29 protein-coding genes are annotated in these 24,156 nt (G+C 64.2%); 11 read left to right on the forward strand and 18 right to left on the reverse strand.

Annotated features, from left to right (window positions below; genetic code table 11):
• Positions 1–71: 71 nt before the first annotated feature.
• The 5 genes from LB519_RS21920 to LB519_RS21940 all read right to left on the reverse strand — a co-directional run bounded on the left by LB519_RS21920 (position 72) and on the right by LB519_RS21940 (position 5,297).
• Positions 72–2,051 carry an AI-2E family transporter gene (locus tag LB519_RS21920; RefSeq protein ID WP_063168568.1) on the reverse strand — a complete coding sequence of 660 codons (1,980 nt, stop codon included), beginning with the start codon at positions 2,049–2,051 and terminating at the stop codon, positions 72–74.
• Between the two features lie 152 nt (positions 2,052–2,203).
• The gene (locus tag LB519_RS21925) at positions 2,204–3,292 is read right to left on the reverse strand and encodes a D-alanine--D-alanine ligase family protein (RefSeq protein WP_063168569.1); all 1,089 of its coding nucleotides are present in this window, start codon (positions 3,290–3,292) and stop codon (positions 2,204–2,206) included.
• Between the two features lie 24 nt (positions 3,293–3,316).
• On the reverse strand, positions 3,317–3,934 hold the full coding sequence (locus tag LB519_RS21930; protein ID WP_024501618.1) for a C39 family peptidase: 618 nt from the start codon (positions 3,932–3,934) through the stop codon (positions 3,317–3,319).
• A 232-nt stretch (positions 3,935–4,166) separates the two neighbouring features.
• Positions 4,167–4,682, reverse strand: coding sequence for a hypothetical protein (locus LB519_RS21935; protein WP_013530757.1), 516 nt, complete (start codon positions 4,680–4,682; stop codon positions 4,167–4,169).
• 186 nt (positions 4,683–4,868) lie between these two features.
• On the reverse strand, positions 4,869–5,297 hold the full coding sequence (locus LB519_RS21940; RefSeq protein WP_013530756.1) for a VOC family protein: 429 nt from the start codon (positions 5,295–5,297) through the stop codon (positions 4,869–4,871).
• Between the two features lie 318 nt (positions 5,298–5,615).
• On the opposite strand from LB519_RS21940, the gene LB519_RS21945 reads away from it, so the two are divergent.
• Positions 5,616–5,918, forward strand: coding sequence for a hypothetical protein (locus tag LB519_RS21945; RefSeq protein ID WP_224621166.1), 303 nt, complete (start codon positions 5,616–5,618; stop codon positions 5,916–5,918).
• On the opposite strand, the gene LB519_RS21950 is transcribed toward LB519_RS21945, so the two are convergent.
• From LB519_RS21950 to LB519_RS21960, 3 genes are all read right to left on the reverse strand, one after another.
• The gene (locus LB519_RS21950; protein ID WP_032807972.1) at positions 5,895–7,094 is read right to left on the reverse strand and encodes a PLP-dependent aminotransferase family protein; all 1,200 of its coding nucleotides are present in this window, start codon (positions 7,092–7,094) and stop codon (positions 5,895–5,897) included. The two genes, LB519_RS21945 and LB519_RS21950, sit on opposite strands and share 24 nt — an antisense overlap.
• Before the next feature lie 175 nt (positions 7,095–7,269).
• Complete coding sequence (locus LB519_RS21955) at positions 7,270–7,722, reverse strand: GNAT family N-acetyltransferase (RefSeq protein WP_063170279.1); 453 nt, start codon at positions 7,720–7,722, stop codon at positions 7,270–7,272.
• A gap of 64 nt (positions 7,723–7,786) precedes the next feature.
• Positions 7,787–8,539: a pyridoxamine 5'-phosphate oxidase family protein gene (locus tag LB519_RS21960; protein WP_063168570.1), complete on the reverse strand. Its 753-nt coding sequence runs from the start codon at positions 8,537–8,539 to the stop codon at positions 7,787–7,789.
• A gap of 35 nt (positions 8,540–8,574) precedes the next feature.
• Here LB519_RS21960 and LB519_RS21965 point away from each other — a divergent pair, with 35 nt between their 5' ends.
• Entirely contained in the window at positions 8,575–10,011 is a 1,437-nt protein-coding gene (locus LB519_RS21965; protein ID WP_082826687.1) for a PLP-dependent aminotransferase family protein, read from the forward strand.
• A 71-nt stretch (positions 10,012–10,082) separates the two neighbouring features.
• On the opposite strand, the gene LB519_RS21970 is transcribed toward LB519_RS21965, so the two are convergent.
• A complete protein-coding gene (locus LB519_RS21970; protein WP_224621167.1) occupies positions 10,083–10,577 on the reverse strand; it encodes a hypothetical protein in 495 nt (164 codons plus the stop codon).
• A gap of 114 nt (positions 10,578–10,691) precedes the next feature.
• Between LB519_RS21970 and LB519_RS21975 the strand changes: the two genes are divergently transcribed.
• The gene (locus tag LB519_RS21975) at positions 10,692–11,291 is read left to right on the forward strand and encodes a DUF922 domain-containing Zn-dependent protease (protein WP_063168572.1); all 600 of its coding nucleotides are present in this window, start codon (positions 10,692–10,694) and stop codon (positions 11,289–11,291) included.
• Positions 11,292–11,457: 166 nt separating this feature from the next.
• Here the strand turns inward: LB519_RS21975 and LB519_RS21980 are convergent, their stop codons facing one another.
• Together LB519_RS21980 and LB519_RS21985 are read right to left on the reverse strand one after the other, a co-directional pair.
• Entirely contained in the window at positions 11,458–12,516 is a 1,059-nt protein-coding gene (locus tag LB519_RS21980; RefSeq protein ID WP_063168573.1) for a Gfo/Idh/MocA family protein, read from the reverse strand.
• 49 nt (positions 12,517–12,565) lie between these two features.
• Positions 12,566–13,270 (reverse strand): SDR family oxidoreductase, encoded by a 705-nt coding sequence (locus LB519_RS21985; protein WP_024501629.1) that lies wholly within the window; start codon positions 13,268–13,270, stop codon positions 12,566–12,568.
• Positions 13,271–13,397: 127 nt separating this feature from the next.
• On the opposite strand from LB519_RS21985, the gene gcvA reads away from it, so the two are divergent.
• Positions 13,398–14,300, forward strand: a complete 903-nt coding sequence (gcvA, locus tag LB519_RS21990; RefSeq protein ID WP_063168574.1) for a transcriptional regulator GcvA — start codon at positions 13,398–13,400, stop codon at positions 14,298–14,300.
• A 35-nt stretch (positions 14,301–14,335) separates the two neighbouring features.
• Here the strand turns inward: gcvA and LB519_RS21995 are convergent, their stop codons facing one another.
• Entirely contained in the window at positions 14,336–15,067 is a 732-nt protein-coding gene (locus LB519_RS21995; RefSeq protein ID WP_224621168.1) for a 3-keto-5-aminohexanoate cleavage protein, read from the reverse strand.
• A 208-nt stretch (positions 15,068–15,275) separates the two neighbouring features.
• On the opposite strand from LB519_RS21995, the gene LB519_RS22000 reads away from it, so the two are divergent.
• On the forward strand, positions 15,276–15,470 hold the full coding sequence (locus LB519_RS22000; RefSeq protein WP_024501638.1) for a hypothetical protein: 195 nt from the start codon (positions 15,276–15,278) through the stop codon (positions 15,468–15,470).
• A 54-nt stretch (positions 15,471–15,524) separates the two neighbouring features.
• Here the strand turns inward: LB519_RS22000 and LB519_RS22005 are convergent, their stop codons facing one another.
• Together LB519_RS22005 and LB519_RS22010 are read right to left on the reverse strand one after the other, a co-directional pair.
• Positions 15,525–17,642 carry an EAL domain-containing protein gene (locus tag LB519_RS22005; RefSeq protein ID WP_224621169.1) on the reverse strand — a complete coding sequence of 706 codons (2,118 nt, stop codon included), beginning with the start codon at positions 17,640–17,642 and terminating at the stop codon, positions 15,525–15,527.
• Positions 17,643–17,779: 137 nt separating this feature from the next.
• Positions 17,780–17,881 carry a hypothetical protein gene (locus LB519_RS22010; protein WP_013530742.1) on the reverse strand — a complete coding sequence of 34 codons (102 nt, stop codon included), beginning with the start codon at positions 17,879–17,881 and terminating at the stop codon, positions 17,780–17,782.
• A 255-nt stretch (positions 17,882–18,136) separates the two neighbouring features.
• Here LB519_RS22010 and LB519_RS22015 point away from each other — a divergent pair, with 255 nt between their 5' ends.
• On the forward strand, positions 18,137–18,586 hold the full coding sequence (locus LB519_RS22015) for an ester cyclase (protein ID WP_024501639.1): 450 nt from the start codon (positions 18,137–18,139) through the stop codon (positions 18,584–18,586).
• Between the two features lie 60 nt (positions 18,587–18,646).
• Here the strand turns inward: LB519_RS22015 and LB519_RS22020 are convergent, their stop codons facing one another.
• Both LB519_RS22020 and LB519_RS22025 read right to left on the reverse strand, forming a co-directional pair.
• Positions 18,647–19,183, reverse strand: a complete 537-nt coding sequence (locus LB519_RS22020) for a hypothetical protein (RefSeq protein ID WP_174564969.1) — start codon at positions 19,181–19,183, stop codon at positions 18,647–18,649.
• A gap of 121 nt (positions 19,184–19,304) precedes the next feature.
• Positions 19,305–19,631: a DUF1330 domain-containing protein gene (locus LB519_RS22025; protein WP_013530739.1), complete on the reverse strand. Its 327-nt coding sequence runs from the start codon at positions 19,629–19,631 to the stop codon at positions 19,305–19,307.
• A gap of 176 nt (positions 19,632–19,807) precedes the next feature.
• On the opposite strand from LB519_RS22025, the gene LB519_RS22030 reads away from it, so the two are divergent.
• Positions 19,808–20,500, forward strand: a complete 693-nt coding sequence (locus LB519_RS22030; protein ID WP_024501641.1) for a winged helix-turn-helix transcriptional regulator — start codon at positions 19,808–19,810, stop codon at positions 20,498–20,500.
• Between the two features lie 15 nt (positions 20,501–20,515).
• Here LB519_RS22030 and LB519_RS22035 read toward each other — a convergent pair whose 3' ends face one another.
• Together LB519_RS22035 and LB519_RS22040 are read right to left on the reverse strand one after the other, a co-directional pair.
• Positions 20,516–20,914 carry a type II toxin-antitoxin system HigA family antitoxin gene (locus tag LB519_RS22035; RefSeq protein WP_024501642.1) on the reverse strand — a complete coding sequence of 133 codons (399 nt, stop codon included), beginning with the start codon at positions 20,912–20,914 and terminating at the stop codon, positions 20,516–20,518.
• A complete protein-coding gene (locus tag LB519_RS22040) occupies positions 20,914–21,210 on the reverse strand; it encodes a type II toxin-antitoxin system HigB family toxin (RefSeq protein ID WP_013530736.1) in 297 nt (98 codons plus the stop codon). The genes LB519_RS22035 and LB519_RS22040 overlap by 1 nt, the downstream gene beginning before the upstream one ends.
• 130 nt (positions 21,211–21,340) lie before the next feature.
• Here LB519_RS22040 and ada point away from each other — a divergent pair, with 130 nt between their 5' ends.
• The 4 genes from ada to LB519_RS22060 all read left to right on the forward strand — a co-directional run bounded on the left by ada (position 21,341) and on the right by LB519_RS22060 (position 24,139).
• Positions 21,341–22,453 carry a bifunctional DNA-binding transcriptional regulator/O6-methylguanine-DNA methyltransferase Ada gene (gene ada, locus LB519_RS22045; RefSeq protein WP_224621170.1) on the forward strand — a complete coding sequence of 371 codons (1,113 nt, stop codon included), beginning with the start codon at positions 21,341–21,343 and terminating at the stop codon, positions 22,451–22,453.
• 12 nt (positions 22,454–22,465) lie between these two features.
• On the forward strand, positions 22,466–22,693 hold the full coding sequence (locus LB519_RS22050) for a hypothetical protein (RefSeq protein WP_024501644.1): 228 nt from the start codon (positions 22,466–22,468) through the stop codon (positions 22,691–22,693).
• Between the two features lie 151 nt (positions 22,694–22,844).
• On the forward strand, positions 22,845–23,399 hold the full coding sequence (locus LB519_RS22055; RefSeq protein WP_224621171.1) for a methylated-DNA--[protein]-cysteine S-methyltransferase: 555 nt from the start codon (positions 22,845–22,847) through the stop codon (positions 23,397–23,399).
• Positions 23,396–24,139: a 2OG-Fe(II) oxygenase gene (locus tag LB519_RS22060; protein ID WP_224621172.1), complete on the forward strand. Its 744-nt coding sequence runs from the start codon at positions 23,396–23,398 to the stop codon at positions 24,137–24,139. Before LB519_RS22055 ends, LB519_RS22060 begins: the two co-directional genes overlap by 4 nt.
• The last annotated feature ends 17 nt before the right edge of the window (positions 24,140–24,156 follow it).

The raw sequence follows: 24,156 nt of genomic DNA on the forward strand, positions 1-24,156 counted from the left end.
GCCGACGGGTAGCTAATCCGTAAGGCCGCGCGGAGGGCCGCCTGGTTCCATGGGCCTTCCGCCGATTTCGGTCAACCCGCCGCTGCCGCGGTAACCTTCTTGGACGCGGCCCGCTGTCGCCGCATGCGCCGTTTGGCGACAAGCTTGAGCGCGACCGGCGGCTCGTTTGACAGCGCGCCCAGCACGGCGTCGACCATGCCATGCGCCACGAAATCCGCGTTCATGTCACGCGCCAGTTTGCCCGCCGTCTCCTTGTCCTCGCTGTCGGCCTCCGACCAGAACACGATTCCCACCCGAAGTGCGGCCTTCGCACGCTTCAGCCGGCGGACCAGAAAGCGGGCGTGCTTGATGGAATCCCGGTTCAGGAATCCGACCACGACGGTGTCGACGGTTTCGAGCTCAAGGCGGCGAATGCCGGCGGGTTCCATATCGGCAAAGCTGGCTTTCGACACCGTCGCGCCCTGGACCTCCAGCACCTGCGCCAGCATCGCGGCAGCGGCGTCGTCGAGCTCGCCACGCCCCCCGGCGCAAAGCACGGACATATCCGTGCCATCGGGCAGTTCGGTCTCGTCCTCCCCGCCGGGATCGTCATCGTCGCTCGCCTCTGCGGCCACGGACGGCCCCTCCTCCTCGCCTGCCTCCTCCTGCGCGCTGTCGTCGAGATTGGCGACCAGCATCAGGGCACTGGCCGCCACCTGCCGCCTTTGCAAATCGCCCATGACGCCGCGCACACGGTCCTGTTCGCCCAGCAGAAGCGCCGGAATGGCAACCTTGTCATAGAATTCGACCAGATATTTCTCCTCCAGCATCTCCTCGGCATGATCGGTGGCTTCTTCCGGATCGCCGGCCAGCAGCCGCTGGTACAGGCGCGCATGGGGTTCGAGCACGGGCTCGTTGCCGAACAGCACGTCCAGGAATTCAAACTGCGGCACGTGCCTGCCCAGCACCACCAGGCAGACAGTGAGCGGCGTCGACAGGATCAGCCCGAGCGGCCCCCAGAGCCACGTCCAGAAAATCGCCGCGACAATGATCGCCAGCGGCGACAGTCCCGTCCGCGAACCGTAGAGCCAGGGTTCGATGACATTGCCGGTGATCAGTTCCATCACCACGAACAGGGCGGCTGTCCACAGCACGAGCGACCAGCCCGGTGCCACGGCCAGCGCCAGGAACAGCGGCAAAAGCATACCTATGATCGGGCCGATATAGGGAACGAAACGCAGCGCCAGTGCCAGCAGCCCCCACAGCAGCGCATTGGGAATACCGAGGGCCCAGAGCCCGATCGCGATCGGTATGGCGTAGACGATGTTGACGACCAATTGCATCAGGAGATAGCGGCCCACCCGTTTGGCGGCATCCTGAAGCGCCTCGGTGGTGCGGTGGAGGTCGCCGTAGCCGACAAGCCGGATGAAGCGGTCGCGCAGATCCTCCCGCTCGAGCAGCATGAAGATGACGACGACGATGATCAGCCCGGCCGACCCAAGCGGGCTGATCAGCGGCCCGACGACATTCTGCAGGACCTGAAGCGGCCTTTCGTGCGCGACGATCTCGACCGGCACCGGCTCGCGCGGCGGCTTTTCCGGGGCGGCGGCCGGCAGCGAGGGGTCTTGCCTGTCGATCTCCTGGCCGACCCGCTCGACCACCTTGCTCAGTCTGGCAAGGATCCCGCCCCCGGTCTCCTTGAGCGAGCGGATCTTGGTCAGGATGTTGGTCTGGTAGACCGGGATGTTCTGCGCCAGTTCGCTGACCTGCGTGGCGACGATGAAGGAGAACAGGCCAAGCGCCGCGAAGGCGCCGAGCACGCTGGCGATGACGGCGGCAATCCGGGGAATGCCGACCTTTTTTAGCGCTGCGACAAGCGGCGCCAGTGCGAAGGTCAGCAGCAGCGCGATGGCGATCGGCAGGAAAACCTCGCGCCCGAAATACAGTGCCGCCACTGTCGTGACGATGGCCGCCACATTGGGCAAAGAGGTTCGCGGATGGGGCGCGGCCGCTGAAAGGGCGTCCCCCAGCCCATCAGCCGGAGACGCCGTGCCGTTTCGACGATTGGCCACGTGATGCCTCCCTGCCAAATGCCATGATCGGGCATATAGAGCGGACGTGCAACTTTAGCCAACGATGAAATACGCCTCGCTCACAGGCAATGATCCGGCCCGCACCGGCCGCTCCCGAAGGGCTAAATGGAAGTCAGGCTCGCCCGATCGGATCAGCGCGCCGCATGCCTGGCCAGCGCGTGCTCGATCAGCACGTCGATGGTCTGGCTGTAGCCGATGCCTGAGGCGGCAAGCGCCTTGGCATACATCGAGATGTCGGTGAAGCCGGGAATGGTGTTGACCTCGTTGACAAGCAGGCTGCCGTCGGCGCGCAGGAAGAAATCGACGCGCGCCATGGCTTCGCAGCCAAGCGCCTGGAACGCCTGCCGCGCCATATCCCTGGCCTTTTCGGCCACATCGGCCGGGACATCGGCGGGCACCTTGACCAGCGCGCCGTCGGCATCGAGATATTTGGCCTCATAGGTGTAGAAGCCGTGCTTGCCGGCCGGAATGATCTCGCCGGGCAGCGACACCGTCAGCGACCCGTCGGCGCGCTCCAGCACCGAGAACTCGATCTCGCGGCCCTCGACGAATTCCTCGATCAACACTTTGCCGTCGTAGCGGAAAGCCGTGTCGATGGCCTGCTCGAAGCCGTCCCTGTCATTCACCTTGCTGACCCCGAAGGACGAGCCCTGGCGCGCCGGCTTGGCGAAGAAAGGCAGGCCGAGCGTCCCGGCAATCTCCTGGAAGGAATGCTTGCCGTTTCGATGCACGGTGACGGAGCGGGCAACCGCCAGTCCCGCCTCGCGCATCAGCCGCTTGGCGACGTCCTTGTCCATGGCGGCGGCCGAGGCGAGAATGCCGCAGCCGACATAGGCGACATCGGCGACCTCGGCATAGCCCTGCACCGAGCCGTCCTCGCCGAACGGCCCGTGCAGCACCGGGAACACGACGTCGATGGGGGGCAGCTCAGGCTGCGTACCATCCCGCGACACCGCAACCAGCCGGCCCTTGCCTCCGGGCAACAAAGCAACCTCCGGGCCGTCTTCGGAGGCCGGCGCCCCTGCCGCCTCATCGCCGATCGCCGCGGCGCGATCGAGTTGTTGCAGCAGCCACCTGCCGCCTCGCGAAATGGCGATCGGCACGATATCGTAGCGCGTGCGGTCGATCGCCTTCAGCACATTGGCGGCCGAAAGGCGCGACACGTCGTGCTCGGCCGAACGCCCGCCATAGAGGATGGCCACTCTTGTCTTGTCGGTCATCGAAATCCCTCGACTGTCAAAAAATCAAATGGCGACGGCAATGCCGCGATTGGCAAAGAAGCGGTCGAAATCGGCCGGTGACAACACTGCGTCTGCCTGTGTGGCGGGCTCATGGCCGGACGGGTTGTGAAAGCGGAAACCTTCGTCGGATGCCGCGGTGATCAGCACCAGATGGCCGCCCTTCGAGGGCGGCTCTCGCTCGGGCCAGCGGATCGAGCTGCTGACCGACGCGATGAAGAAGCGCGTCCGCTGCATGATCGCCGGAATGTCTGATGTGGCGACATTGGTCATCACCTCGGCGCGCAGGCCGAAGGCTTCCTTCACGAAGCTGACGAAGGGCGCGTAGATCAGCCCCTTGATCGATCCCTCATTGACGACATAGCCGCCATATAAGGTGCAGCGCCTGGCAAGTTCGATCGTCGGCACGATCTCGCCGCGGCTGGCCAGGATCATCTTGAGGCAGGCCATGCCGCAGATGTTGGCGGCCCAGATTGCGTATTCGTCGAGGGTCTCCGCCCCGGATCGCCTCCACAGCGGATCGCGCCTGAGCGCAACATCCGCGCCGTCGGCGAGCACGTCCAGCGTCATGTCAGGCGTTTCCCACTGGCTGAAAAACGGCACGGTTTCAGGCGGCGGGCTCATGCGGTCTCCTCGGTCGGCTGGTTCCATCTCGTATACGAGGATACGAGATGGATGAAAAGCCGTGACATTCAGTGGCGCGACCCAGAAGATGTCATCTTCCGTTTCGGTCAACCATCGCTGACTCCGGGGTTAGCGGAAGCCTCTCCCGCCTTCGTCATCCACAGGCGGAGCAGGAGCGAAGCTCCGTCGCGGAGACCCGAGGATGACGAACGTGGTGAATGCTGCGCGCCGCCTACTCGGCCTTCGCCCAGCCGAAAACCAGCCACGCATATTTCGATTTTTCGTAGGGTTCGACAGTGTAGGTCATCTGCATGTCGCCGTCCTTGGCGTAGATATCCAGCCGGGGCGCCGTATCCAGCTCGAGCCACGCCGAACTCTTGCTGAACGACCAGGTTCCGCACCAGACGCAAGGCCCCGACGTCGGATCCCCGGGCTGGTGAAAATTGTAGCGGCCGTCCGCCGTGATCTCCAGATAATCGAACGCCCCGTAAAACGCGGTCACCGTCTGCTGGAACTCACTGGCGGCCGCTTCCTGTTCCGGTGTCGGCGCATCCTTCATATCGCGCGGCGGCCGGATGGCTCCGCCGTTGAGTTTCCATTTGCCGACAAAATCCTTCTCGGTCGGAAGATATTCCTCCTGGGCCTGCGCCGATGAAATATAAGCAAAAGATGATATACTTGTGAGGCCAACGGCCCCGATTGCAAATAGAAGCGTGGCGGCACAGATCGCCCTTGCTGGGTTTTGCATAAAAAAAATATCTCCACGGGGGTAAGGGGAGTTTTATTGAAAATTTGTGGCGGACGTTGCTTCGGGACCGATTCCCGCCCGCCATTTGCACGGTTAGCATCGGGGCCACCGATCTGGCAACGCAAGGCAGCCTCTCTCCAGCATCGCCCATGCGTCCGCGATCCCGGCCGGCTGAATATCGGCAGCTTAGAAGGTGATCTTCACCGAAGCGGCGCTGCGACGATGCGGGCCGTGATGGACGGCCTCGATGTTGTTGCCGTCCGGATCGAGCAGGAAGGCGGCGTAATAGCCGGGGTGATAGGGCCGTTCGCCCGGCGCGCCATTGTCCGTGCCGCCGGCCGCCAGCCCGGCCTTGTAGAAGCCGTCGACCATGGCGTGGTCCCTTGCCTGGAAAGCCAGGTGATGGCGGCCGGTGAGTTTTCCCTGTGCGGCCCGGCTGTCGGCAGTGGAGACAAACAGCTCGTCGGCCCAGAAAAAGTCGGCGCCGCTACCGCCGATCGGGACATCGAGCGCCTGCAGGACCGCCTCGTAGAAACGCCGGCTGGCCGCGAGGTTTCTGACCACCAGTTGGATGTGGTCGATGAGCCGGCCGCGATGCAATTCCTGGGTTTCCATGAAAACGCCTCCTCGTGTGGGTTCGAATTTAGGTTGGGATAGGGCGTCGTCAATGCGGATACTTCCCAGCAGACAAAGGGCCCACCGGGAGGGGATCCGGCGGGCCTTTGGAAAGCATGTCTAGCCTTCAGGGGTCTGAGGGGGGATCAGACCTGGTAAGAACCTTTGTTGGCCGCGGAGGTTCCACCCGAACAAAAAAATTGCCGATGGCCCGTCCGCGGAATTCAAGCAGTGGAGGCGATTTCTTCGCGAGACCACTCACAGTTTGGAACCTTCCGCTCGCAACCGGGTTTGGTGGCGCGGTGGGAGGAATTGCGATTGGATTGTTTTCAGAGGCTCGAAGCGCTGGTCGACAGCGCCGGTGTCGACGATATCGAGGAAGCAACCGCTCTGCTGCGCCGGTTCAAGGGCAGGTCGCGCGAGGTCGCGGCAGCCATCGACGAATTCATGCTCGATTTCATGACCTTGGTCTTCGTCGTCGAAAACGGCGAAGAAGGTTTCGAAAGGCCGGTCCGCAAGCTCGCTCGCACCAGGCTTTCAAAGCTTGAGCGGCTGGTGACTGTAACGGCGGAGGAAAAGCCGGCTTCCAGCGCCGGCCTATCCCTTCAGGATGGCGGCTAGCCTTGGAATGCCTTCGCTCACCGCGCGCCGGTCGGCGAGCGTGAAGGACAGCCGCAGTGTGTTGCGCCCGGTGCCATCGGCATAAAAGGCGTTGCCCGGCACGAAGGCGACCCGCGCTTCCTTCACCGACCGAGCCAGAAGCTCGGTGGCGTCGGCCCCTTCCGGCAGTGTCACCCAGACGAACATGCCGCCTTCCGGGCGGCTCCAGGTCACGCCTTCGGGCATGTGGGCTTCCAGTGCCGAGAGCAGCCCGTCGCGGCGCTCGCGATAGGCGTCGATGAGTTTTTCCACCTGGCCTTCGAACACGGCTTCGGCGACGCGATGCATCACCACCTGGTTGATCGACGGGCTGTGCAGGTCCGAAGCCTGCTTCATCAGCACCAGCTTCTCGACAATGTGGCGCGGCGCGCACACCCAGCCGACCCGCATGCCCGGCGACAGGATCTTCGAGAACGAGCCGCAATAGAGCGTGCGCGCCTTGTCGATGCCGCCGGACCGGGCACAATCGAGCGCCAGGATCGGCGGCTCGCCCTCGCCGTCATAGCGCAGCGCGCGGTAAGCGGCATCCTCGATGACGGCGATGTCGAGTTCGCCGGCAAGGTCGAGCACCGCCTCGCGCTGCTCACGGTTCAGCGTGTTGCCGGTCGGGTTGGCGAAATCCGGCACCAGATAGGCGAATTTGGCCTTGCCGCCATTGGCGGCCGCCGCCGCGCGATAGGCATCGGGCGTCATGTTGCCGCCGGCCGGGGTCAGCCGGTCGTAGCGCGGCTCATAGGCGTTGAAAGCCTGCAGCGCGCCGAGATAGGTCGGCCACGTCACCAGCGCGGTGTCGCCCGGCGACAGGAACAGCTTGCCGAGATAATCCAGCGCCTGCTGCGAGCCGGAGGTGATGAAGATGTTGGCCTCGTCGCAGGCGACGCCGAGCTTGCCCATCTGCCCGGCGAGCCAGCGCCGCAAAGGCAGATAGCCTTCCGAGACCTGGTACTGCAGCGCCGCGCCCGCCTCGGCGCCACCCAGCACATCGGCATAGGCGTCGCGGATCGCCTCGGCCGGGAACAGCGCCGGATCGGGAATACCGCCGGCAAACGAGATGATGTCCGGCTGGTCGAGCAGCTTCAGCAGCTCGCGGATTTCGGACGCTTTCATGCGCGACGAGCGCGAAGCCAACAGGTTCATAAGGGTCACGGCACGCCTCCCCGACGCTGCAATATAGGTCAACTTGACTGACCTATATCCCCTCTTGGCCGCGAATTGAAGTGTGCCTGAACGGTTTCCCGAATGCGCCAGCACTGGCGCACTGCTCGAACGCCGCGAGCAGTTCCACAAAAGTGTTGCAGCGTTTTCCGACCGCCTAAAGGCTCTTCTTGTAGCCGAGATGGCTGCCGGTGAAGCCGAGGCTTTCGTAAAAACGATGCGCGTCCGCCCGCCCTTTGTCGGTGGTCAGTTGAACGAGGCCGCAGCCGCGCGCGCGGCACGCGTCGATCGCCCATTCGATCATCTGCCTGCCGATGCCGTCCGAGCGCCTGTGGCCGGCGACCCGAACCGCCTCGATCTGGCCGCGCCACGCGCCCTTGCGCGAGAGCCCGGCAAGGAAAGTTACCTGCAAGGTGCCGACCACCTCGCCGCCATCCACGGCCACCGCCAGCAGCTGATTGGGATCGGCGTCGATGGCGTTGAAAGCGTCGACATAACCTTGCGCCAGCGGCAAGGAAGCGTCCTCGCGGCCGGCGCCAAGCGGATCGTCGGCCAGCATGGCCACGATATCAGGCAGGTCGGAGGCCTGCGCACGGCGGAAGGTGATCATGGTGTCGAGATATCGCGAGGCGGCGGCAGCGGCAAGATTTGAATACGTTCCCACTAGGCGCGGGCTAAACTTCGCCCTCATAAACCCGCTGCGCCTGCGTCAGCGCCTCATCGAGCCGCGCGCCCTCGGCATATCCAGCCAGGTTCCGCGGCCGCTCCATGTCAGGCATCAGCCTCGGACACGGCTCGGCGGCGCCGACCACCATCCGCACCGGGATGACGCCGGCCCAAACCGGATGCCCGTAATCCTCCTCGTCGTCGCCGACGCCCTTGGCGCGTACCTTCGCCGATGCCTCTTCAATACGCATGCCGATCACCGTCGTCGCCTTGGCCTCCTGCGCCGAGATCGGCCTCAGGGTCTCGCTCCGGCCGGGATAGAAACGGTCGACGACGCCGGCCAGCGCCTTCAGTTTCTCCTGCGGCTCGTCGACGATTCGCGCCGTGCCGAAACACATCGCCGAGCGGTAGTTGGCCGAATGGTTGAAGCCCGAGCGCGCCAGCACCAGCCCGTCGAGATGCGACACCGTGAGACAGGCCGGCGTGCCGCCGCGCAGATTGCGCAGCATGCGGCTGGCCGACGAGCCGTGCCAGTACAGCATGTCGTCCTCGCGCCAGTGGATGGTCGGCGTGCAATAGGGCTGGCCATCGAACGTATAGGCGACATGGCACAGCAGCCCGGCATCCAGCACCGCGAAGACTGCCGCATGGTCGTAGCTGCCGCGCTCGTGCAGGCGCTTGACGCGGTTGCGGCTGGTGGTCGGAAAACTGGCTGGCGTGTCGTTCACGGCTTGCATCCTTGGTTGTCGTCTGCCAACCATGCGCCATGACATTGGTCGATAAAAGAACCAATCCCATGAAGAAAAACCGGACCAATTTTCCGGATTGGTCGGCGCTGATCCCGGTCCTGCCGGGCGACGGCCCGCGCAGCCGCGAGCTTTATGCGGCGCTCAGGCGGCTGATCGAGACCGGCGCGCTGGCCACCGGGGCGAAACTCCCGACCACCCGGGATCTCGCACAGCGCTTCGGCCTGTCGCGTTCGGCGGCGGTTGCCTGTTTCGAAATGCTGATCTCGGAGGGGTTTGCGGTCGCCAAGGTCGGCGCCGGCACCTTCGTCGCGCCTGATGTGCCGCATCTGCCGCTGACGCTGATCAAGCCGCGTCCAGCGGAGATCGACGTCGCGGCGTCGCTACCTTGCGGCCTTGGCGTTGCGGTCTCCGATCCGCGCACGCTTGATATGTTTCGCATCCTTCTGTCGCGCCACCTCACCCGCCCCGGACCGGAGCATTTCCGCTATGGCGACCCGCGCGGCGGCCTGCCGCTGCGCACGGCAATTGCCACCTATCTCAGGACCGCACGCGGCGTGCGCTGCGACGCCGGCCAGATCGTGCTGACGTCGGGCACGCAGCAGGGGCTCGATCTCCTGGTGCGTGCAGCACTTCGTCCCGGCGATGCCGTCTGGATCGAAAACCCCTGCTATCCCATGGCGCACGCCGTGCTGGCCGGCAGCGGGGCCACGGTTTTTGGCGTACCCGTCGACGCGGAAGGGCTCGATCCCGAGATCGGCGAAAGCCTGTGCTCCAAGGCGCGCGCGGCCTATGTCACGCCCTCGCATCAATATCCGCTCGGCGTGACGATGACGATGCGCCGCCGTCTCGCTTTGCTCGACTGGGCGCGGCGCAACGATGCCTGGATCATCGAGGACGATTACGACAGCGAGTTCCGCTATGCCGGCCCGCCGCTGACCTCGCTGCAGGGCATGGACGGCTCGGGCCGTGTCGCCTATCTCGGCACCTTCTCGAAAATCCTCTTCCCCGGCCTGCGCATCGGCTATGTCGTGGTGCCCGAAGCGCTGCTCGATGCCGTGATGGCGGTCAGGGCGCGCTCCGACCGCTTCCCCTCGACGCTGGCCGAAGGCGCGCTGACCGACCTGTTGAACGAGGGCCATTTCGCCGCGCATCTCAGGCGCGTGCGCCGCCGGGTGCAAGCCGCGCGCGACGTGCTGGTCGCCGGCCTCGAGACGCATTGCGGCGATGCCCTCGAGGTAACCGTGCCCGAACAGGGGCTGCACTTGATGGCGACGCTGAAGCACGCCGGGCCGGACACGGCGATCGTCGAGGCGGCGAAGGCGGCAGGTGTCGGCGCCAGGGCCTTGTCCTCGATGTTCATCGGCGGGGCGTCCCGGCAAGGCCTGGTGCTGGGTTTTTCCGGGTTTTCGGACGAGGAACTGATGGCCGCGACGGTACGACTGGGTGGGGTGATGGGCCGCAGTCCCGGCCGCCAAACTACCTGATCCTGCTCAAACAATCCTAGGGCGAAGCAGGAGCGCAGCTCCGTCTCGGAGGCCTTCGGATGACGAAGTCCTCAATCCCCATCGGCGGGCTGGGCCTTGCCGCACTGCGCCAGCACCTTGCCGATGGCCGCGCTTGAACCCTTCAGCGGAAAGCTGATCTCGCCATATTTGGCTGAACTGACCGACACATCGCCCTTGCCGCGCAACAGGTCGAGCAGCGGATCGGCTTTCGCCAGGTTGACCACGAAGTAGTTGTACATGGCCTCCAGCTGCAGCGCCTTAGTTACCGTCTTGCCGTCGGCCTTGAACGCGAACGAACCGCTGATGCCAGGCTCCAATTGCCGGCCGTTGGCGCCGAGATCGTAGCTCAGCACCGGCGTGTCGAAACAGGTCAGCATCAGATACGCATCGCCTTTCGGCCCGCCGCAGACCGAGGCCGTCAGCACGCTGCCGCCCTCGTCTTCCTCCATCCTGGCGCTCCAGCCGCCGCACGACGCGGCAAACGCCGGTTGCGCGGCCTGCAGGACCGCTACCGCACCGGCGACGACGAGATGTGCAACTCTCATGGCTCCCCCAACTGCCTTCAGGGCATTTGCAGCGCCCGTCGCAAGCATATAGGAAAAAGCGATCCGATGGCATTGCCCCTTGCGGCAGCCGGTCCTGTTTCGCGGAGAGTTGGATTGAGAGCCTGCATTCGCCTGTGTCTGTCCTTTGCCGCCCTGCTGGCCTTGCCGCTCACCGCTCATGCCGAGTGGAAGCCGGTCGAGAAGATCGAGCCCTACGCGATCTCGGGCCAGTCCGGCGCCGAACTCTACCGCTCGATCGGCGAGAAAGGGCCAAAGCTCGGCATTGCCCGCGCCATCGCCTACACCAATTTCAAACTGACCTGGGGGCTAAGGGATTACAAGCCCAGCGGCAAGGACTGCGTGCTGACGGCCGGGCGGCCGAAGCTGATCGTCACCTACACTTTGCCGAAACCCTCCCGCTCCCTCCCGCCCGCCGTCCAGAAGAACTGGGACACCTTCATCGCCGGCGTCGCCGCCCATGAGAAGGTGCATGGCGCCAGCATGGTCCAGATGGTCCACGACATCCAAGCCGCGACGGACGGCCTGACCGTCGCCGACGATCCCAAATGCAGCAAGACCAGGGCCGAGGTGGTCAAGCGGCTCGACGCGATCTCGAAGGCGCGGGTGCAGGCAAGCCGCGACTTCGACCGTATAGAATTCGGCAATGGCGGCAATTTGCAGAAACTGGTTTTTTCGCTCGTGACCGGCCCCTGAAGCCACCTGACACGGATCAGGAGGCGGGCACTGATGACTTACCAGGCGCAGCAATTGAAGCTGCCGATCTCCCCCCTTGCGAGGGAGATGGCCGGCAGGCCAGAGGGGAGTCTGACAGAACTCGGCCCCTTCCAGCTACTGCGGTATGGGCGCGAGGTGCGAGCCCTCACCGCGTTTCCGCGTTCGCTCTCAGCTCGGCCCGCTTCTCGTCCGACACCACGGCCAGATCCAGCACCTTCTGCAATTCGGCCGCATGGCGGAAGGACGGTTCGGCCTGCACGCCCGTGCGCACCGCGTCAGTGAAACGCTGGTAGTTGGTCTCCACCGTGCCGGGGTCGAGCTCTTCCCATATGGCGTTCTCGACATTCTCCCCCACGCATGCCTTGAGCGTCGAACCGTCGAGATTGTGCACCACTTCGATGCCGCCCTTCTCGCCATAGATGCGCAGACGCAGTTCGTTGAGATGGCCTGTTGCCCAGCGGCTGGCATGCACCACGCCGAAGGCGCCGTTGGAAAAATCCAGCGTCATGGCGAAGCTGTCATTGGCGTCGAGTCCGTAGTCGCCGATGCGGTTGCCGGGCGCCTTGTCGAAGGCGCGCAGCCGGCAGAAGACATGGTCGATGTCGACGGCTGCGCCATAGCTGGCGAAATCGAGGATGTGGATGCCGACATCGCCGAGCACGCCATTGGAACCGTGGCCGCGCGACAGCCGCCACAGCCATTTCGGATCGGTGCGCCAGTCGCCCCAGAATTTCGACACCAGCCAGCTTTGCAGGTAGGACGCCTCGACATGCCTGACCGTGCCGATCTCGCCCGCTTGCACCATCTGGCGCGCTTTCTGCAGCGCGGCCACATTGCGATAGGTGAGGTTCACCATGTTGACGATGCCGGCGGCCTCGGCGGCATCGGCCATCTCGGTCGCCTTGCCGAAGTTTTCGGCCAGCGGCTTTTCGCACAGCACCGGCTTGCCGGCGGCGATCAGCGCCATGGTGGTCGGGTGGTGGATGCGGTCGGGCGTGACATTGGCCACCGCGTCGAACTCGCCCCATGCCAGCGCCTCCTCCAGCCCGGTAAAGCGGTTGGGAATGTCAAAGCTGTCGGCGAACTCGCCAACCCGCGCCGGATCGACATCGACTGCGCCGACAATGTCGACGCCCTCGATGGCGCTGAAGCGCCGGGCATGTTCCTGCGCCATCCAGCCGGTGCCGAGTATCAAAAGCCGCATTATTTGCTCCTTGGGGTGAGATGCCGGAATCCCCTCCCGGCCGACGCCCTCAAATAGCGCGTATAATGCCGCCGTCGACCCGGATGTTCTGGCCGGTGATGTAGCCGGCGCCCTCCGACGCCAGGAAGGCGATGGTCGCGGCGACCTCTTCCGAAGTGCCGTAGCGCTGCATCGGCACGCTGTCGCGGCGTTCTTCGGTGGCCGGCAGGCTGTCGATCCAGCCGGGCAGCACATTGTTCATGCGCACATTGTCGGCGGCATAGGTGTTGGCGAAGATCTTGGTGTAGGCGGCAACGCCGGCGCGGAACACGGCGGACGTCGGGAACATCGGGCTCGGCTCGACCACCCAGGCCGTCGAGATGTTGATGATGGCCCCACCCTTCTGCTTGACCATCTGCGGCGCCACGATGCGCACCGGCCGGATGACGTTGAGGAGGTAGACGTCCATGCCGGTGTGCCATTGCTCGTCGGTGATCTCGAGGATCGGCGCACGCGGCCCGTGGCCGCCGCTGTTGACCAGCACGTCGATGCGGCCATAGCGCTCCAGCGTCAGGTCGACGAGGCGCTGCAGATCGTCGTTCGACTGGTTGGAGCCGGTGACGCCGAGCCCGCCAAGCTCCTTGGCCAGCGCCTCGCCCTTGCCCGAAGAGGAAAGAATGGCAATCTTGAAGCCGTCCGCCGCCAGCCGCTTGGCCGCCGCCGCCCCCATGCCGCTGCCGCCGGCCACCACCACAGCTACTTTTTCTACACTCATCGGATTTTCCTCTCAGGGTTTGCGGGCACCGCAAGCGGTGTTTTCGGGAGTTGAGCGTCGATATAGCTGGTTTTCCCCGTCGGTTCGAACCAGAATGCCTGAAATCAACCTGTAGAAAAACTACTGCATGCCCGAAACCTTCCTCAGCTTGCCGCCGTTGAATGCGCTGCGCGCCTTCGAAGCCTCGGCGCGTCATCTCAACTTCCGCATCGCGGCCGAAGAGCTCAACGTCACGCAAGGGGCGGTCGCCCAGCACATTCGCGGGCTGGAGGCCGATCTCGGCACGAAGCTGTTCGAGCGGCTGCCGCGCGGCCTGGCGCTGACCGATGAGGGCCGCGCCTATGTCCCCAACATCCGCCGCGCCTTCGACCTGATCTCGGAGGCGACGCTGCTGCTTCGTCCCGAGCCGGCGCGGCTGACGATCAGCGTGACGCCGAGCTTCGCCACCAAATGGCTTATCCCGAGACTGCACGACTTCGTCGCGCACCACCCGCTGGTCGACCTGCGCGTACTGGCCAGCGAAAGCCTGTCGAGCTTCCAGGCCGATGGCGTCGACATCGCGGTCAGGCAGGGCCGCCCACCCTTCGGCGCCGGGCTGGTCGTCGACCTGCTGTTTCCCCAGCAGATCGTCGCCGTGTGCAGCCCGGCCCTGCTGCCGGCCGGCGCGATCGAGATCGCGGCCTCCGAAATCCAGCACCACGTACTGCTGCACGATGCCCACAATCTGTGGCCGGAATTCATGGAAAAGGCCGTCGGCCTGAAGATGACGACCGAACTCAAACGCATGCGCTTCAACCAGACCGGCCTCGCCATCGACGCGGCGGTGGCCGGCCAGGGCATTGCGCTGGCCAGCCGCTTTCTCGTCGCCGCCGACCTCGCCGCCGGCCGTCTGGTTCAGCCCGTCAGCGGCGAAATGCGCGGCACGCAGGATTTTTATGTCGTGATGCCGAGAAAACAGCGCCACCCCGAGCCGACGCAAGCCGTGCGGCAATGGTTGCTGGATGCCGGAGAGCGACGACCTTTGTCGTGAGACCTTCGCACGCACGGAGACGTCAAGCCGCTTGCCTATGAGGCAACGACGGGCGCACCGCGAAAGATCGCCACGGCGGCAGCGACGATTTCCGCATTGTCCTTGGCTGTCTTGCCATCGGCGAGCGTCTTGCCGTCTTCCAGACCGACCCGTGTCGACCAGCGCTGGCGATGCGCAAGCTCGACGAGGGGCCAGACAGTCGTGTCGACGCCATGCAGCAGGATCGGCTGCCGTACCCCGGCGCGCTCGAGTACGGCGGCGATGCCATGCGCTTCATCGAGTGCAGCGGACAGATCGGGGATGTCGATCTCGATCAGATTGCGCAGCACCTGGTTGTGGCCGGGAAGCGCTACGAAGCGCTCGGCATCGGCGACGACGGCAAGCCCCGTCTCGATGCCTACACCACGCTGGCGCAGCAACTCCATCACGGCGGGCGCTTCCGGTTCGGACAGGTTGACCGAAGCATAGTCAGGCAGGTCTCGCCAGCCGGCGATCGCCGCGCGGGTCCGCTCGACGTCGTTCTCGATCCAGGCGCCGGTCGACACGCCAACCAGTGTTCCCGGGCAGGTCCGGCGCACCGCCAGCACCGTGACGTCGACGGCTGCCAGGCTTTCGCGTCCGTCGGTGCCGCGCGGATGGATATGCAGTTCGGCCGCTCCAGCGGCGACGCAGGCTGCCGCATCGCTGGCCATTGCCTCGGCAGTCAGCGGCAGCTTCGGGTGGAAATCGCGCGGACGCGCGCCGTTGATGCAGGCCTGGACGATCATCGATGTCACCTTGCGCAAGGGGCCGCAGTGTAGCTGTGCGGCGTTGAAACTGCCAATCTCCCCCCTCGTAGGGGAGATCGGCAGCTTCAACGCCGCGCGCCTGCTCACAACATTCGGCGGCATTTGAATAAAAGCCGCTTGTGGATATTTACCCGGCGTTCCCTCGTCTCCGGCAAGCTCTTTTCAGGGCGGGATCATGGAGGGACCATTGACCAGCGATTTTTCAGCCGCCCGCATCCACCTCGAACGCGCCTATCATTATCTGCAGGGCAATGACGAGACGAGCCGTGCCGCCTGTGACGCGCTCGATCTGTTGATCGAAGCGGTGACGGAGGCGCAGCACAGGCGACCCGAGGCTGGAGTGCTGGAGTTTCCGCAATCGACGGCGCGGCGAACCGGATAGAAAGTGTCGAGTTTCAGGCCAGTCCGGTCTGGCCTGAAACTCGCCGCACCCGGATCACGATGCCTTGCGGGCCGTCGCTCCCTTGGTTGCGCGCGCGACAATTCGCTCGAGTGGCTCCGGCCGGTGCAGCAAAAATCCCTGGCCGAAGGCGACCCCCATGTCGCTCAACATGGCCAGCGTGTCCTGCCGTTCGATCTTCTCACCGACCACGTCGCAGCCGAGGCTACGGGCAATGCTGGTGATGGCCAGCACGATCTCGCGGTCGAAGCGGCTTTGCGTGATGTGCTCGATGAAGGAACCGTCGATCTTGATCGTATCGACGGGGAACCGCCGGAGATATTCGAACGAGCTCATGCCGGCTCCGAAATCATCGAGGCCGACCCGGCAACGCCGCTCGCGCGCCTTGCGCACGAACTGTTCGGCGGCATCGAAATTGGTGACGGCGGCGGTTTCGGTGATCTCGAAGCCGATGCCCGAATGCGGCGCCCCGGTTTCTTCTATGACGCTGTCGACGAAGTCCCAAAGCTGCGGATCGCTCAGCGTCTGCGCCGACAGATTGAAGCCAAGCGTCAGCGCCCCCGAACGCAAGGCGGCACCATGCCGCGACAGCGCGGTGCGGATGATCCAGCGATCGAGCCGCGACGCGATGCCGAACCGCTCGGCCACCGGAATGAACTCCCCGGGTGGCACCAGCCGGCCGTTGCGTGCGGCGAGCCTGGCCAAGACTTCGACATGGCGGCTTTCCTGCCAGGGGCGGCCCAGAAGATGGATTTCCTGGCCAAACAGCTTCAGCCTGCCGTCTTCCATGGCATCGACCGTATCGGCGACGATGCGCGCCGCGTTGAGGCCACCCGAACCCGATGCCGTATCGGTGGAGAAGACGGCAAATCGGTTTCGCCCGGCGGCCTTGGCCGCGTAGCAGGCGTCGTCGGCACAGGCCAGCGCGTCGGCCACCGTCGTGTCGGCGTCATCGACGAAAGCGATACCGATCGAGGCCGCCAGCTTGCGCGACGTGGCCGTCGATCCAAGTTCGGCATCGCGAACCGCGGCAAGTACCGCGTCGGCCAGCCGCCCGGCCTGCGCCGCATCGCAATTGGGCATCAGCAGCGCGAACTCGTCACCGCCCAGGCGCGCGGCATGCGCCGTCGCGGGAAGGCAGCCCAGAATGCCTTGCGCAACGCTTTTCAGTGCCAGGTCGCCGGCCGCGTGGCCGGCAAAATCGTTGAGCGCCTTGAAGTAGTCGAGATCGACATAGAACACGGAAAGCGGCAGCAACCGCGCGGCCGCGATATGATCGGCCAGCAGCCGGTCGAACGCGGCGCGGTTCAAGAGACCGGTGAGCGCGTCATGGCGGGCCGCATAGGCAAGCTCCTGCTCGCGCTGCTTGTCTTCGGTGATATCGCGCACCGTGCCCAGGATCTGCCCCGCCAGCCGGCGGTCCCGGATTTGCGGGTCGGCGATGAAACGCAGCAGGGATTCTATGTGCCGGACCTCTCCGTCGCGCCGCACGATGCGGTATTGCACGGCGGTGACCTTGTCCGTTTCGAGCGGCACCAGATGCGCGCGCGACGCGGCCTCCTTGTCGTCCGGATGCAGATAGCCGAACCAGTGGTCGCGCTCGACTTCGGCGGTGTCGGAGACGAGCCCGAAAATCTCCCTGGTGCGTTCGTCCCAATAACTTTTGCCGCCCGCGAGGTCGTGGTGCCAGATGCCGGTGCCGCTGGCGGCGAGCGCCAGGCGGAAGCGCACATTGACCTGCTCGAGTTCGGCCTCGGCGGCCTTCTGCTTGGAGATGTCGGTCTGCACACCCATCAGCCTGAGCGGCTTTCCCATCGCGTCGCGCTCGACGACGCCGCCGCGATCGAGCACCCACACCCAATGTCCCTGCTTGTGCTTCAGCCGCAATTCGGTCTCGATGGCGTCGGTCAGGCCGGCAATGTGGCGGTCGCCGCTGGCCAGCGCCCGCTCGCGGTCGTCGGGATGGGTCAGTTGCAGCCAAAGGTCGCTGGTGTTGGCCAGTTCGCTCTCATCGTAGCCTAGCATCCGCGCCCAGGTCGCGGAATAAAAGCAGTCGCCGGTCACAAGATCCCAGTCCCAGACGCCAAGATGCGCGCGCTCCAGGGCTTTTGCCCAGAACGTTCCATTGCGACTTTTCTTATCCTGACGCGCCATCGTCTGCTTCGCCTGCTCCACCGCGGCGCAATCTGCGGCAAAACCAGAGAAGAAACAGTTACCGCGCGGGCGGAGTTTCGACGTCTGATTGGGAGCCCCTGTTCATCAAGGCCGTACCGAACTACTCCAGGCAGCCGTCAATTTCCCCAGGTCGACGACACGACATTGCCCGCCGTCACGCCGGACAGTCTTTCGCGCTTCTCGAGCCTCGGCTTTTCATAGGTCTTCTTCATTGCCATCGCCTTCTCCCGTGGCCATCCGATTTCCAGGGTCTAGCTGAGGCGGGGCAGCCATGCTTGGGCTCAGCGGAACGGGTTCCGGCCCAGGCGGCCCTGCCCGGCGCCGGACCCGCCTTTTCGATTGGCCGGCAGGAACCGGAGTTTTGTGTCTGGCGGATCGTCCTACTGCTGCCCAGGTCAGCGGCGCAAGCCGGTGACCCCTGGATCATCGGCGGCGCCGATGATCCCATGCACGACAACAACAAGGACCTTCCAATGACCAAGCAAGAAGACAACAAGGCCGTCGTCGTCAGATGGTTCACCCACTTCTGGGGTGAACGTTGCGATCTGTCGGTCGTCGACGAGATCGCGGCACCCGACATGCTGCTGAAATATTCGCTGCACGAGCCGCGCCGCGGCCGCGACGACATCAAGGCCTTCATGACCGACTTCCGCGCCGCCTTCCCGGACCTCAACTTCTGGGCCACCGCCGACCTGATTGCCGAGGGCGACTATGTCGTCGGCCAGTGGGAGGGCGGCGGCACGCATACCGGCCCAGCCTTCGGCGACTTCCTCGTCGGTTCGCTGCCGGCCGCCACCGGCCGCACCATGCGCTTCACCGGCACCACGGTGCTGAAGGTGGTTGACGGCAGGATCGTCGAGGAAATCGGCCTCGATGACGGCGTCGCCGCCCTCACCCAGCTCGGTCTGATCAAGACCGCCTGAGGCGATCAGGCAAAACGATCGTTCGGGCCAGGCGGCGTCAATGCCGCCTGGCCTCATTGCTTATTGGCTCGGCGCCATTGCGTGCTCGCATGACACTTTCGGATTCATGTCGGCGAACGTGCCTGTCGGGTTCCCTTTCCAGGCCCAGACATGCAGCTCGTAGAATTCACCCAGGCCATAGCGGTTGGGGGCGCTGTTGAAGTTGAACAGCTGGCCGTCCAACGATGCCGGTCCTTTCGAAGTGATGTACTCGACCGCCACCAGCTTCAGCGTGCCATCGGCCATCGGCTCGTACATCACAGCTTCGGGACGGGCGATGTCGATCTTGTCGTCCTTCAGATACTGGCCGTTGACATAGTGGATGCCCATGGCGCCGCCGGTGATGCCGCTGGCACAAGGAATAGGCGCATAGCCCTCTGATACCGCTGCCTTGACGTCGACAAACCGGCTGTTGACAGCCCGCACCTTGTCGGCCAGCGGGTTGGGGCCGGAGGCAGCTTCAGCCGGCTCCTGATGCGCCTGCGCGAGGGTGGTGCAGATTGCCAGCATGGTCCCCGCCATAAGAAGTCCGCTGCGAAAGTTTGATATCATCTTCATTCCATTCTTCTTGAAAAAGCACAGCTGGCCGGCCGCCGAAAATACGGAGGCCCGGCAGGCAAGCGCTGTGGCTGTTGTTGCTTGGAGATCCCGAAATTGATGTAACGGCTACCGAAAAGGATCATCCCTTCGGCAGATACGGGATCGTTCCGGCCAGATCGGTGTTGTCGATCATCTGGAAACGGCTGTCGCTGCCGTCCTGACGGGCCGAGACGAAGGGCGCGTAGGCAGGATCGGTGGTGAAGGCGCGCGCCGCCGCTTCCGACGGGAACGCCATCAGCGCGATCAGCGTGGTATCGAGCGGCTTGCCTTCAAGCGTTTTCACATTGCCGCTGCGCGACAGATATCTGCCGCCATGCTTGTGGACGAGATCGTGCACCGAGGCGGCGTAAGCCGGCACCCACTGCGGGTCGTTTATCTTGATGTCTGCGATAACGTAGGCGGTCATGGTGGTCTCCTGGTTGCGGTGCACAGGCGTATCCCGTGCAACCGGCCAAAAGGCTCGCATGGCAGGACCCTCGCCAACCAGTCCGCGATCTGTACCGGGGCAGTACAGTTTCCGTACTGGCCGCTTCATTCATGAAGGCCTAATATTCGGTCAGGTTTGAGGGAGAGGCACCAATCATGAGCCAGCACGGATACAAACAATTCTGCCCGCTATCGATGGCCGCTGAGGTGCTGTGCACCCGCTGGACCATGGTGCTGATGCGTGAACTGGTGGCCGGCTCGACCCGCTTCAACGATCTTCGCCGCGGCGTCCCCAAAATGTCGCCGACCCTTCTGTCGCAACGGCTGAAGGAACTTGAGATCGCCGGGATCGTCGAGCGCAAGGAAGTGCCGGGCGAAAAAGGCATCTTCGAATATCGGCTGACGGAAGCCGGCCGGGATTTGCGTCCTGTCGTCGAGGCAATGGGCTTCTGGGGGCAGAAATGGGTCGAGTCCCGGCTGTCGCTGAAGAACCTCGATCCGTCGTTGCTGATGTGGGACATGCGGCGCAATCTAAACCCCTCGCCGCTGCCTGAAGGGCGCACGGTGATACAATTCCTGTATCAGGATCTCCCGGCGTCCAAACGGTCCTGGTGGCTGATCGTCGAGAAGCACGGCGAGGTCGATCTGTGCTGGTACGATCCGGGCTTCGATGTCGATCTCTACGTCTCGACCGACCTGCACACGATGACGGCGATCTGGATGGGAGTGCTGACCGTCGAGAAGGCCGGCGCCAGGGTTGCCCTGACCGGCGACCAGGCCATCGGCAGGAAGATGCAGACCTGGCTCGGCCTCAGCCCGTTCGCGGTGGAACCCAAACGCGCGGCTTAGGAGAATCGGTGCATGTTAGGCGCGCCTGCGGCCCCTGTCATTTGCAAGGTGATAGGGTTGCACGAGGACTTCGGCGGGAATTTTCCATTCCTTGTTCAGTTTGAAGACCATATCCAGGGTGAGTGCGCGCTTTTTGTTCAACACCTCGGTCGCCCGGGGTGATGATCCGATCACCTCGGCCAGCGCCTTCCGCGACAGGTTGAACAGTTCCATGTGCGAATGAATGGCTTCAACGGGATCCGGTGCTTCAATCGGGTAGTGCTTATCCTCATAAGCCTCGATCAGGGTTGCGAGAACGTCGAACCGGTCACCATCGAGAGAGCCGACCTCCGGCTCATTTTCGAAATATTTAGTGATTTCGGCGATCGCCCAATCGTAATCGGCTTCGGTCTTAATGGGTCGAATGTTTTCCATCACACCTTCTCCGGATCAATCTTGTCATACTCTTTGTGCGTGCCGACGAATTTGATCAGAACGCGGTGAAACTTGTAGGCGACGTGGACAATCAAACGATACTTGTTGCCGCTAATGTCGAAAATGATGCGATTGTCACCGACGAAATCAACTGTCGCTCCAAACGCATCCTTGACGTCAGCCGGGGTCTTCCAATCAGCATTCCCGACAGCCACATACCAAGCCGTCAAAGGAGCTTCGGCCTGATTGTGTTTTGCCCAAAAATCCTTCAGCGCCTTCTTGGCAATTATCTGCATGACCTGATATAGCAAATTCCCAAATTGGGAACAAGAGGATTTTCCCAAATTGGGAAAGGCAAGTGAGGTTCTCCAGGCACTTGTCAGGAAACGGGTGGCGGGGCCGGCTTGTGGTGGCTTCAATGCGGTCATGTTCATCACCCTGGCCAAGAATCTGAAATCCGCGCCGCTGCAAATCACCGACGATCCGCGCTGGGCGCGCATCGTCGCGCGCGACAAATCGGCCGACGGCGAGTTCTGGTATTCGGTGGCGACGACGGGCGTCTATTGCCGGCCTTCCTGTCCGTCTCGGCGCGCCAATCCGAAAAATGTGCAGTTGCACGACACGCTGGACCAGGCCAGGGCGACCGGTTTTCGCCCGTGCCGGCGCTGCGATCCACATGGCCCGTCGCTCGAGGCCGGCAACGCGGCGATGGTCGCCGCTGCCTGCCGCAGGATCGAGCAGAGCGAGGAAGAACCCTCGCTCGCTGAATTGGCTGATGCCGCCGGCCGCAGCGCCGGTTATTTCCACCGCATCTTCAAGGCGGTCACCGGATTGACGCCGAAGGACTATGCCGCCGCGCACCGCGCCGCCAGGGTCCGCCAGGGCCTGGAAGACGGCGCCAGCGTGACGACGGCGATTTACGATGCCGGTTTCAACTCAAGCGGACGTTTTTACGAGAAATCCACTGGCATGCTCGGCATGACGCCGACGCGCTATCGCGCCGGTGGCTCCCATGAAGAGATCCGCTTCGCCGTTGGCGAGACCTCGCTCGGCACCATCCTGGTCGCGTCCAGCCAGAAGGGCGTCGCCTCGATCCTGCTCGGAGACGATCCCGACGCGCTGGTGCGCGACCTGCAGGACCGTTTCCCCAGGGCACGGCTGATCGGTGGCGACCGCGGCTACGAGGCGCTGGTCGCCCGCGTCGTCGGTTTCGTCGAGGCTCCGGCGCTCGGCCTCGACCTGCCGCTCGACGTCCGCGGCACGGCGTTCCAGCAGCGCGTCTGGCAGGCCTTGCGCGCCATCCCCGCCGGCCAAACGGTTTCCTATGCCGAGATCGCGCATCGCATAGGCGCACCTAAGGCGACCCGCGCCATCGCCGCCGCCTGCGCCGCCAACAATCTTGCCGTCGCCATTCCCTGCCACCGCGTCATCCGCAAGGACGGCGCACTTTCCGGCTACGCCTGGGGCGCGGAGCGCAAGCGCGCGCTGCTCGACCGCGAGGCAGCGTCCGACAACGCCAACCGGTCGGTGCGGGCCTGACGAGGACCGGCAATGCGCGCGATGGCAAGGTCTCCCACCACCGATGCGAACATCCAGACCCAAGCTGCCGGCAGCCGCCGCGCCCCTGACGCGAAATCACGGGTGATGACCGCCATCGGCCAGATGGTCGATGATGGCAAAGCCGAATGGAGCCGCACCGCAACCGGCGAGGTTGAGTTGCGTCTGTCATCAGGCGAAGTGTTCATGCTGGGCGAAATTTCCGTCACCCGTGTCGCATGACATCCTCAGGCGAAGTGCCAATGATCAAAATCGGCGCTCTACGGCGCCGTAGAGCACCTGCCTTGGGGATTCGAATTTGAAAGCAAGCACCGGAGTGAGACACGGCTGGTAGGTGGCTAGGGTTCAGGCACAGACAAAAGGAGTGAAGGCAATGAACCTCGTACAAACCAATATTCCGGCGACAGTCACCAGGCTCGCCGCCCTCGATATCATAACCTACGCCATCGGCGAATCCCCGATCGGTAAAATCCTGGCGGCACGCAGCGCTATCGGCGTCTGCGCCATCCTGATCGGCTCGGACGCCGACACACTGGAGCAGGATCTTGGCCATCGCTTCCCGGGCAAGCTACTGGTCGAAGACGGGGCCACCTTGCGCGACGATCTCGCGGCAATCGCGCGCTTCATCGAAACGCCTGGCGCCGGCCTCGACCTGCCGCTCGACCTGCGCCGCGGCACGCCATTCCAGCAGCGCGTGTGGGAGGCGCTCCGAGGCATCCCGTGCGGCGCCACCATCACCTACGCCGCGCTGGCCCAGCGCCTCGGCCAGCCGGACGGCGCCCGTGCCGTGGCGACGGCCTGTGCGGCCAACGCGATTGCGCTGGGCATTCCCTGCCACCGTGTTGTCCGCGCCGACGACACGCTGTCGGGCTACCGCTGGGGCGTCGAGCGCAAGCGCGCTCTGATCGACAAGGAGGCTACGATATGAATGCCCATGCCAGGGTTGCCGCATCGGCGGTTGAAGCTGCTCAGACGCGTGTCGCGGGTTACGACTGGCCCGCCCTTGCAGCCGAACTCGACGGTTTCGGCTGCGCGGTGATTGAAAAGCTGCTGTCGCCCGAAGAGTGCCGGCAGATCGCGGGCCTCTATCCCAAAGAAGAGCATTTCCGCAGCCACATCCATATGGCCAGGCATGGCTTCGGCAAGGGCGAGTACCGCTACTTCCGCTATCCCTTGCCCGACCTGCTGGGTGGCCTGCGCAGCGCGCTCTATCCCAGGCTGGCCAAGGTCGCCAACCGGTGGAGCGAGCGGATGGGGCAGGCCATGCGTTATCCCGCGACGCATGCCGCGTTTCTCGATCAGTGTCATGCCGCCGGCCAGACGCGGCCGACGCCGCTGCTGCTGCAATATGTGCCTGGCGACTTCAACTGCCTGCATCAGGATCTCTATGGCGACCTCGCCTTTCCGCTGCAGGTGGCGATCCTGCTCTCCGAGCCGGGCCAGGATTTCACCGGCGGTGAGTTCGCGCTGACCGAGCAGCGGCCGCGCATGCAGAGCCGGGTCGAGGTGGTGCCGCTGCGCCAGGGCGACGCCGTTGTCTTTGCCGTCCACAACCGGCCGGTGCAGGGCACCAAAGGCAATTACCGCGTCAACCTGCGTCATGGCGTCAGCCGGCTGCGCTCAGGCATGCGCCACACGGTCGGGATTATTTTTCACGATGCGAAGTGAGCAGGGAGAAGATGGAG

The sequence above is a fragment of the Mesorhizobium sp. AD1-1 genome (assembly GCF_020164655.1).
GTDB lineage: Bacteria > Pseudomonadota > Alphaproteobacteria > Rhizobiales > Rhizobiaceae > Mesorhizobium > Mesorhizobium ciceri.